General features: G+C 68.4%; 8 protein-coding genes. All 8 read right to left on the minus strand.

Annotated features, from left to right (window positions below):
• Positions 1–454, minus strand: a 454-nt coding sequence (locus tag VL52_RS22105; RefSeq protein ID WP_046159066.1) for a CHASE3 domain-containing protein, incomplete at its 3' end; no start/stop codon positions are given.
• Between the two features lie 47 nt (positions 455–501).
• The gene (locus VL52_RS22110) at positions 502–888 is read right to left on the minus strand and encodes a response regulator (protein ID WP_052717653.1); all 387 of its coding nucleotides are present in this window, start codon (positions 886–888) and stop codon (positions 502–504) included.
• Positions 863–3,769 (minus strand): response regulator, encoded by a 2,907-nt coding sequence (locus VL52_RS22115; protein ID WP_052729471.1) that lies wholly within the window; start codon positions 3,767–3,769, stop codon positions 863–865. The genes VL52_RS22110 and VL52_RS22115 overlap by 26 nt, the downstream gene beginning before the upstream one ends.
• Positions 3,766–4,809 (minus strand): chemotaxis-specific protein-glutamate methyltransferase CheB, encoded by a 1,044-nt coding sequence (gene cheB / locus VL52_RS22120; RefSeq protein ID WP_046159068.1) that lies wholly within the window; start codon positions 4,807–4,809, stop codon positions 3,766–3,768. The genes VL52_RS22115 and cheB overlap by 4 nt, the downstream gene beginning before the upstream one ends.
• Positions 4,806–6,812: a hybrid sensor histidine kinase/response regulator gene (locus VL52_RS22125; RefSeq protein ID WP_046159069.1), complete on the minus strand. Its 2,007-nt coding sequence runs from the start codon at positions 6,810–6,812 to the stop codon at positions 4,806–4,808. The genes cheB and VL52_RS22125 overlap by 4 nt, the downstream gene beginning before the upstream one ends.
• A 42-nt stretch (positions 6,813–6,854) precedes the next feature.
• Positions 6,855–7,391 (minus strand): chemotaxis protein CheW, encoded by a 537-nt coding sequence (locus VL52_RS22130; protein ID WP_046159070.1) that lies wholly within the window; start codon positions 7,389–7,391, stop codon positions 6,855–6,857.
• Complete coding sequence (locus VL52_RS22135; RefSeq protein ID WP_052729472.1) at positions 7,388–8,887, minus strand: CheR family methyltransferase; 1,500 nt, start codon at positions 8,885–8,887, stop codon at positions 7,388–7,390. The genes VL52_RS22130 and VL52_RS22135 overlap by 4 nt, the downstream gene beginning before the upstream one ends.
• Positions 8,884–9,354: a chemotaxis protein CheW gene (locus VL52_RS22140; protein WP_046159072.1), complete on the minus strand. Its 471-nt coding sequence runs from the start codon at positions 9,352–9,354 to the stop codon at positions 8,884–8,886. Before VL52_RS22140 ends, VL52_RS22135 begins: the two co-directional genes overlap by 4 nt.
• Between the last annotated feature and the right edge of the window lie 151 nt (positions 9,355–9,505).

Below are 9,505 nucleotides of genomic sequence, written 5' to 3' on the forward strand. Positions count from 1 at the left end.
TATACTTCTTGCCCTCTCCGCTCAGGACGAGTTTCAGCGCTTCATTGCCATGGCCGGCCTTGCGCAGATCGATGGTGCGCTTGAGTTCGCTGAACTTGCTGTTCACCAGCGTTTCGGCCTGGCTGATCTTGGCCTGCTGCCCGGCATTGTCGGCGCTCAGGGCGCGCAGTTCGGACATCACCGCCGGCACACCGGCGACGGATGCGCGGAACGGCTCGAGATAGGCGGGATCGCCGGTGAGCAGATAGCCGCGCTGGCCGGTCTCGGCATCCTTCATCAGGCTGACCAGGCCGGACACATGCTCCAGCACCTTCTGGGTATGGGTGACCGAGCTGGCGGTGGCGATCAGCACGCCGATGCTCCAATACGCCGCGATGCCGATCACGATCAGGAAAGCCGACGATACCGCGAAGCCGAAAGCCAGCTTCTGGCCGAAGGTCCGGTTTTTATTCATGATTGAGCCACTCCCATTACCGGCGGATCGGTCCGCCTGCCCTTGCATTATTCCTGTCCGGAAGTCTGCTGCGGTCCGACCAGGCGCCTGATCTCTGCCACGAAATTGACATAGTCGATTGGCTTTTCGATGTAGCCATCGAAACCGGCGGCCAGCATGCGCTCGCGGTCGCCCTTCATCACGCAGGCGGTCAAAGCCACCACCGCGATGGCCCGCGTCCGCGGGTCGCCCTTGAGAATGGCGACGGCCTCGATGCCGTCCATTTCCGGCATCTGGACGTCCATCAGCACCAGATCCGGCGACTCGCTCCGGGCGATGTCGATGCCGTCGCGCGCGCACTCGGCGCAAAACAACGTGTGGCCTTCGCTTTCCAGCATCATGCTGGTAAGCACCATATTGCCCGGCGTGTCATCGACTATCAGTATGCGTGCCATTATCCACCTCGCTTGCCAGGCCGGGCGCGGCCGCGGCGGCAATCCGGCGGCGCGCGGCCTGCTGCAGCGCGCGGCCGACCTCGAACAAAAACTGCCGCCGGTCGAAACTGTCTTTTTCCATCACCCGCAGCGCTTGCCCGCTCAAGCGCCGCCTATCGTTCATGCTGACGCTGCCTTCGCTCAGCAGCAGGATGGGAACGGCGGCGGCGTTGTGGTTGCGCAGCGCCGCGAGCGCTTCGAAACAGCCGACATCGGACAGCGCCAGGCCGACGATCAGCAAGTCCGGCCTGGCGTCCCGCAACGCCGCCAAGGCAAGCGCGCCGTCGGCATAACACAGCGCCTTGCAGTTCAAGGCGGCGAGATCCGCGCTCAGCCGCGTACCGGTGGCCGTGTCGTCGATGATCATCACGGTCGTCGCCTGCGCCCGCGCATCGCCCAAGCCCAAAGCCTGCACCGCGTCGCGCAGGCTCTGGCGCGACACTGGTTTTTGCAGCAGCCGCGCGACACCCATCACGCAGGCCTTCATCTCTTCGGCCGCAATGGCGGCGAGCACTACCGGCACGCGCTCCAGCCGGGGGTTGCGCTTGATTTCGTTCAGCACCGCCCAGCCGCCTCCCTCGGGCGACAGCAAGTCCAGCGCGATCAGATCCGGAACTTCGCCGCGCGCCATCGACAGCGCGGTTTCGGCATCGCGCGCGATGTCCGCCGCGAAGCCGATTCTCTCCAGATGGGCCTGGAGCTGTTCGGCGGCCTTCGCATCGTCCACCACCACCAGCGCCCGGCGCGGCGCGGCATTTGGCGAGACTGCCGGCGCGTCCACCCGCAGCGGCAGCCAGATCGAGAACTGCGCGCCAAGGCCCACCGCGCTGCTGACGCCGACCGTGCCGCCGTGCAGCTCGGCCAGCCGGCTGACCAGCGCCAGCCCCAGGCCGCTGCCTTCATGCTGGCGCGAGCTGGAAGAATCAAGCTGGCTGAAGGTTTGGAACAGCGCCGGCAGATCGGCGGCGGCGATCCCGCCGCCGCTGTCCAGCACCCGCACTTCCAGAAACTCCTGCTCGGGCCCCTCCGGCAGCGGCAACAGGCGGCTCGCCCAGGCTCCATCCTCGCCGTAGCCGATATCGCAGCGCTGCTCGCGATGCAGCGACAGCACCACGCGGCCGCCGTCGCGGCTGAATTTGACCGCATTGGACAGCAGGTTGTAGACCATCTGGCGGAATTTCCGCAGGTCGACCAGCACCGGCTGCAGCGGCTCGCAGGGCAGAAACTCCAATTCGATGCCGCGCCGCGCCGCGTTGTCCTGCACGATGGACAGGCAGGCGCGCAACACGGCGTTGGCGTCGATCGGCTCCAGCACCCGCTCCATCTTGCCCGCCTCCACCTTGGACAAATCCAGGATGTCGTTGATGAGGCCCAGCAAGTGGCGGCCGCTGGAGAGAATGTGGCCGGCGCAGGTGATCTGCTTGGGGCTGAGCGGCCCGATGACGCCGCGCGACAGCAAGTCTGAAAAGCCGATGATGGCGTTGAGCGGCGTGCGCAGCTCGTGCGACATATTGGACAGGAACTCGGACTTGAGCCGGTTGGCCTGCTCCAGATCACGGTTCTTTTGCTCCAGCTCGGCCAGGAGGATGGCGCGGCTTTCCGCCAGCGCGCGCGCCGCGCGCACCTCCGCCGCCTCCAGTTTCTTGTCCATCAGCTCGGCGCGGATGCGGCGGCTCTCGTCCTCGAACTGCTTGCGCCGCAGCTGCGCCCGCACGCGCGCCTTGAGCACGTCGAACTCGCTCGACTTCAGCACATAATCGTCGGCGCCGGTCGACAGGCCCTCGATCATTTCAGCTCTGTCCTCCATCGCGGTCAGCATGATCAGCGGAATGTCGCGCGTGGCGGGGTCGCCCTTCAGGCGGGAGCAGGTCTCGGTGCCCGATAGTCCTGGCATCAGGCGGTCCATCAGCACGCAGTCGACGGTTTGCACCTTCAGCAGCGCCAGCGCCTGCTCGCCCGATTCGGCCAGGATCATGTCGTAACCCTCGTCGCCGAGCACCTCGGCCAGCTGGTGCAAATAGGTCACGCTGTCGTCTACCGCCAGGATGCGCCGTCCGGCCTGCTGCGGCGCAATGCCGCTTGCGCCGTCGACATTGCGCAGCACCGCCGCCAGCCGCGCCAGCAATATGCCGGCGTCGCCATCCTTTTGCACGAAGGCGTCCGCGCCGGCGTCCAGGGCGTACAGCTCGGCGCCCTCCTCGTCGGCCCCGGTCAGCAGGATGCACGGCACGGTGCGCAAGGCCGGATCGAGGCGCAGCTTGCGCACCACGGCGGCGCCGTCGATGCCGGGCAGCATGCGGTCCACCAGCAGCGCCGCGGGGCGGCGCGACGCCATCGCGCGCAAGCCCTCTTCCCCGCTATGGGCCAGCGCCACCTGATAACCCTGCTCGCGCAGCAAGCTTGCCAGTTGCTCGCGGTAAGTCAGGCTGTCGTCTATCACCTGCACCAGCGGCGCGGCGTCGACCGGCGTCCCCGCCGCCTCCAGCAGCTGCACCGCGCGCGCCACCAGGCGGTCGCGGTCATAGGGCTTGCCGACATAATCGTTTGACCCGGTCAGCATGCCGCGTATGCGGTCGCTGACCTGGACCTCGCTCGACAGCACCAGGACCGGCAGGCTGGCGCCCTCGGCCGTGGCCCGCACCTCGCGTAACAGATCAATGCCATCGCCGTCGGGCAACATGACATCCAGCACCATCAGGCCGACGGCCTGCCGCGCCATCGCGGCGCGCGCCTCCGCCAGCGAGGCGCAGGCGATGACGGCCATCCCGCGCTCAGCGAACGCCTCCTCGAGATCGGCCCGGACCGTCAGGCTGTCGTCGACGATCAGCACCGGGGCCATCATGGCGCGCGCCTCGCGGCCAGCGCCGCCAGCGCCGGGCCGATGTCGGCCAGCGGCAGGATGCGCTGCGCCGCGTTCAGCAACGCCGCCTCTCGCGGCATGCCGTATACCACGCAACTGGCCTCATCCTGCGCGATCGTCAATCCGCCGGCGGCGCGCACGGCCAGCAGCCCCCGCGCGCCGTCCTGCCCCATGCCGGTCAGCAGCACCGCGGCGGCGGCGGCGCCGTACTCCTGCGCCACCGATTCGAACAGCACGTCGACCGACGGCCGGCACGACAGGCGCTCCGGCCCCGCCTCGCAAACCATCTTGCCGCCGCGCACTTGCAAATGCAGCCCGGGCGCGGCCAGCGCCACGCCGCGCGCCTGCAGCGGCTGGCCATGCCGCGCCAGCCGCACGTCCAGCGCGCAATGGTCGTCCAGCCAGTCGACGAAGGCATGGCCGAAGGGCTCGGCGATATGGATGACCACCAGCAGCGGCAACGGGAAGTCGGCGGGCAGGCCGCCCAGCACCTCGACCAGGGCGCTCGGCCCTCCGGTCGACGCCCCCAGCGCCACCAGCCGCATAGCCTGCCGCGGCGATGCCGGCGCGCAAGGCGCCGCCGGCGGCGCCTCCTGGGCGGCGCGGCGTCCGCGCAAATGCGTGACCACCTTGATCTTCGCCACCAGTTTGAGCATGGCCAGATAGTGCTCGCCCCAATGGTCCTGCCCGGGCATCGGCTTCTCGATCACGTCCAGCGCCCCGGCCGCCAGCGCCTCGTAAGTGCGGAACAACTCGCCGCGGTTGACCGAGGACGAAACCACCAGGATCGGGGTCGGGCAATAGGCCATGATGTACTCGGTGGCGGCCAGCCCGGTCATCACCGGCATCATCATGTCCAGCGAGATGACGTCCGGGCGCAAGGCCAGGCACAGCTCGATGGCCTGCTTGCCGTCCTCGGCCTGGCCGACCAGCTCGAAAGCCGGGTCGGACTCCAGCAACTCGCACAGGTACATGCGCACCGTCAGCGAATCCTCCACCACCAGCACCCGCAATTTCGTCATCGCAGCACCAGCTCCCCGATCTGCGCCAGAAACGCCGTCTGATCGAATTCGTTCTTGACAATATAACCGTTGGCGCCGGCATCGCTGCCGCGCCGCTTGTGCTCCGCCGTGTCGAGCGAAGTCACCAGCAGCGCCGGAATATCGCGCAGCTGCGGGTCGGCGCGCACCTCCGTGATGAAGCCGAAACCATCCATGCCCGGCATCTCGACATCGACCAGGAACAAGCCGTAGCGGTTCTGCCGCGCCAGCTCCAGGCCCTCCTCGGCGGAAGCCGCCAGCTCCACTTGATAGCCGGCCGACTCCAGGATGCTGCTTTCCAGCATGCGGGTGGTCAGAGAATCGTCGACGATCAGGATAGGCGGGCGCGGCGTCGCCGCCTCGCTGTCGCTGCGGCGGGTCAGCGCCCCGCCCAGCTCATCGGGGTCGAGCACCATGCGCGGCTCGCCCTCGATGTCCAGATACAGTCCCAGCACCATCGGATCGGCCGTCATCAGCGGCGGAAGCGCGCGCAGCACCACGCTATCCACCCCGCCCAAGCGGCTGGCCGCCACCGCCAGCAACTCGCCCCGGCTGCGGATGACCACCGCCGTCATCGCGCGCGGCGACCACTGATGCGCGGCCCGCCCCGCCGCGCCGATGGCCAGCGGCAATAAAGGCAGCAGCTGGCCTTCATACACGATGGCGCCGCCATCCACCGAATGCACCACCTGCTCCCGCGGCACCCGCAGCGTGCCCCGCACCGCGTCCAGCGGCAACGCCATGGCGCGGCCGTCGGCGTCGACCAGCAACACCTCCATCGCCGCCAGCGACAACGGCACGCACAACTCGAACGTCGTGCCGCCGGCATCGCTGCTGACGCGGGCGTTGCCGCCCAGCTTTCCCATCGCGGCGCGCACCACGTCCATGCCGATGCCGCGCCCGGACAGTTCCGTCACCGTGCTGCTGGTGCTCACTCCGCCTTCCAGCAGCCTGGCCAGCAAGGCGGCATCGTCGGCCGGCGCGTGCTGGCCGCGCTTGGCGAGCGCCGCTCTCAGCGCGTCCCGGTCAATGCCGCGGCCATCGTCGCGGAAGCGGAACCACACCATGTATCCGCGCCTCGATACCTCCAGCGCGATGCGGCCGGACGCATCCTTGCCCGAGGCGGCGCGCTGCTCCGGCGTCTCGATGCCGTGCGCCACCGCATTGCGCACCAGCTGAAGCAAGGCGCCCAGCATCACGTCGAGCACCTCGCCGTCGATGCGCAACTGCCCGCTTCTGGCATCGAACGCGACTTGCTTGCCGCAGCTGTGGGCGGCGTCGCGCGCGCAGCGCTCCAGCGTGGTGAAAATACTGTCGACCGGGACCAGCCGCAGCCGCTCGGCGGCGTCGCGGGTTTGGCGCAGCTCGCGGTCGATCCGCTCGGCCCCGCCGGCCATCCTCCGCTCCAGCGCGTCGAGTTGCGCCGCCAGCGCCCTGCCGCCCTGAGACGCCGCCTCTCCCGCCAGCGCCAGTTCGCGCAAGGCCTCCAGCTCGCCGATGGCGCGCCGCATGCCGGCCAGTTCGGCGCCGATTTCGCCCAGGCCCTCCAGCAATGCGTCCACCTCCAGCACATCGGCCCGGACGATGCGCTGCGGCGCGTCCTGCGCCGGCAGGGCTCCTCCCTCCGCGCCGGCTCCGGCCTTGTCGGCGGCGCCGGCGTCATTGGCGTCGGCCGACGGCAATTGGGCTAGCAGCGCATTCACTTGGTCGCAGGCGGCCAGCAACTGATCGATCATGCTGCGCGGCAGCGACGCGCCGGCCGAACGCAGCGGCGCCAGCAACGCCTCCACGCCATGCAGCAGGTCGGCGATCTGCGACTGCCTCACCACCCGCGCCGCTCCTTTCAGCGTATGGGCCCAGCGCAGCAGCAGCGCTATCTGCTCCTCGTCCCCGCCGCTTTGCTCAAGCGCCAGCACGCCCTTGCTCAGCTGCCCGACCAGTTCTCGCGCCTCGATTCTGAAATAGCGGTAGGGATCTTTAGCCATGGCGGGTTCCCGGACTGCGCGGGATGGCGATGCGGCGCGCGCTCATGGCTGCGGTCTCTGCGACGCATGGGCGGTGCGCGCTTCGATCTGCGCGGCCAGCGCGCCGATGTCCAGCACCGGCACCACGCCGGAGGCGGTACGCACCCCCTCGCTCGGCCGTCCCTGGCCGGCCGAGTCGGCCGATGCGATCAACTGCCCGGCGTCGGCGCAGATATGCGACTCGAAGGCTTCGAAGGCCAGCGCCAACGGCGCGCTGGCCTGCGCCAGCACCATCCATCGCGGCACGGCGCCGGCAGCTTTGCCCAGCAGCGCGGCCAATTGATACACCGGCACGATCTGGCCGCGGAAGTTGGTCACGCCCAACAGCTCGGGCAGCGGGCCTGGCAGCTCCAGAATGCGGCGATCGGCATGCAGGCCGCGGATATCGCCCAGCCGGATCGCATACGGATCGCTTCCTATCCGTATCGTCAGCAGATTGACGCTGCCGGCGGCCGGCGGCGCGGGCGCCAACGAAAACGAGCGGTCGAACTCTTCGCGCAAGCTGGCCGCGCTGTCGGCCAGCGCCAGAACGGGGCTCATCGCGGACCTCCAAGAGCAGTCAGTTCGGCGCGGCAAAGGTCGATCAGCGCGCTGCGCGGGAAACCGCCGCCGAACAGCAGCAGCCGGGATGGATCCTCATGCTGCAGCAGGACCAGGGCCTGGGCCAGATCTCGCCGCGCCGCGTCGAGATCGGCCATCCGCCGCTCCAGCACGCCGATATGCAGACGCGCCAGCGCAAAGCCCGGATCCAGGTAGGCGGCGCTGCGGTAGTGGGTCAGCGCAGCCGGATTGTCGCCCTCCTCTTCGCGACACAAGGCCAGCACATAATGCGCGCCGGCATTGAGCTCGTCGCGCGCCAGCAATGCGCGGCAGATGTTCTGCGCCTCAGCCAGCGCGCCGCTCTGGCTGAGCGAGACGGCCTTCAGCAGCAACACGTCCGGATCATCGGCATGCTGTTGCGGCAGCTTCTCGATCAGGGCCAGGCTTTGCTCGAACTGCTCCTTGTGCAGGCACGACAAGGCATGATGCAAATCCGGCTGCGCCGGCGCGGACTGGCCGTGATCCGCTTGCGGCGCCGCCACCGCCAGCGAATCGATGCGCTGGGCCGCGCGCGCGATCACATTGGCCCACGCGGGATCATTCAGCAGCAATGGCTGGAATGGCGCCCCGCCCCATGCCGGCAGGTTGAATTTCATCGCCGGCGCCGGCTCGCCGGCCTGCGATTTGCGCCGGTAATAGAAGGTGGCGTGGGTGTGGCAAAGATGGAAATCGCTGGACAGGCCGCGCAGAGTTTCCGCATGCCCCAGGAACAGATAGCCGCCGGGAGCCATGGCCTCCGCGATCCGCGCCACGGCGGCCTCGGCCTGCTCCGGGCTGAAGTACATCAGCACATTGCGGCAGAATACGATGTCGTAACTGCCGGGCGCCCATAATTCGGCGTCCTCCCGCGCCAGATTGCGCTGCTCGAACCGCACCGATCGGCGCACGCCATCGCCCAGCGCGTAAAGGTCGCCATCGCGCGCGAACCAGCGCGTCCGCATCGCGGGGCTCACCTCGCGCAGCGACCAGACCGAATAGCGCGCCGCTCTCGCCTTGGCCAGCATGGCCGGATTGGCGTCGACGGCGCGTATCTGCACGCTGCCCGCGCCAAGGCCCATGGTCTCTCTCGCGGCGATCGCCAGCGTGTATGGTTCTTCGCCCGAGGCGCAGCCGGCCGACAGCACGCGCACCGGCAGGCCTTCGCGCGCCTGCAGGCAGGCCGGCATCGCCGCCTCGGCAAAAGCCTGGATTTGCTCGCCATTCCGGTAGAAGTACGTTTCGGTGACGGTCAGGTCGACCGCGAGCCGGTGCAGAGCCTCGGACGGCTCGGGCTCCGCCTCCAGCATGGCCAGATAGGCCGCGTTGTCCCGGCCCCCATGCCGGGCCAGCACCCGCGCCAGATTGCCCAGCTTGGTTTCGTCGAACTGCAGGCCAAGGCGGTCGACGATCAGATCGCGGAATTGCGCCACCTGGGCGGCCGATGGCTCGATGCTCATGGCTCGCCATCCCCAGCCGCCAGGGCTTCCCACATGTCCTCCGGAACCATGCGGCCGGCGCGCAGCACCAGCAGCAACTCCGCGTCGAGCGTCGCGATCGATTGCACCAGGCCATCGTCGCTCCCGTCCAGCAACGGGGCGATGTCGGCCAGCGCGGCGGCTGGGAGTTGCCGCACGCCGATGACGCCATCCACCGCCAGCGCCAACTGGCGCTCGCCCAGCGTCAGCGTGACGAAGCGCGATACCCGCGTCGACAGCGCCGAGCCCACCAGGCGCGCGCAATCGAGCACAGGCACCGGAACGCCGCGTATCAGCGCCAGCCCCAGCAGGAAATCAGACATGGCGGGCACCGGGTCGACCGGCAAGGCGCGCATGATTTCGCGCACATGCGTCAACGGCAGCGCGCACAGACGGGGGCCGCTCCGGCACAACAATACGGAAAGCAATGATTTGCCATCGAATGCCATGGGGATCCATTTCACTGACAAGCAGAACGATTACCCGCATCACGCAATGCTGGCCGGATTCCCTTTCGCATGATGAGAGAATGGCCGACGTCGTTATGAAGATTACACAAAATTCCTGCCGAAGATCAGCTTTATTGCATAACTCCGTAGC

The organism is Chromobacterium vaccinii, assembly GCF_000971335.1.
GTDB classification, from domain to species: Bacteria; Pseudomonadota; Gammaproteobacteria; order Burkholderiales; family Chromobacteriaceae; genus Chromobacterium; species Chromobacterium vaccinii.

Excerpts from the sequence above, each read along its gene's own strand:
- cheB (WP_046159068.1), bottom strand. The coding sequence starts at position 4,809 with ATGACGAAATTGCGGGTGCTGGTGGTGGAGGATTCGCTGACGGTGCGC.
- VL52_RS22125 (WP_046159069.1), bottom strand. The coding sequence starts at position 6,812 with ATGGCTAAAGATCCCTACCGCTATTTCAGAATCGAGGCGCGAGAACTG.
- VL52_RS22130 (WP_046159070.1), bottom strand. The coding sequence starts at position 7,391 with ATGAGCCCCGTTCTGGCGCTGGCCGACAGCGCGGCCAGCTTGCGCGAA.
- VL52_RS22110 (WP_052717653.1), bottom strand. The coding sequence starts at position 888 with ATGGCACGCATACTGATAGTCGATGACACGCCGGGCAATATGGTGCTT.
- VL52_RS22115 (WP_052729471.1), bottom strand. The coding sequence starts at position 3,769 with ATGATGGCCCCGGTGCTGATCGTCGACGACAGCCTGACGGTCCGGGCC.
- VL52_RS22140 (WP_046159072.1), bottom strand. The coding sequence starts at position 9,354 with ATGGCATTCGATGGCAAATCATTGCTTTCCGTATTGTTGTGCCGGAGC.
- VL52_RS22135 (WP_052729472.1), bottom strand. The coding sequence starts at position 8,887 with ATGAGCATCGAGCCATCGGCCGCCCAGGTGGCGCAATTCCGCGATCTG.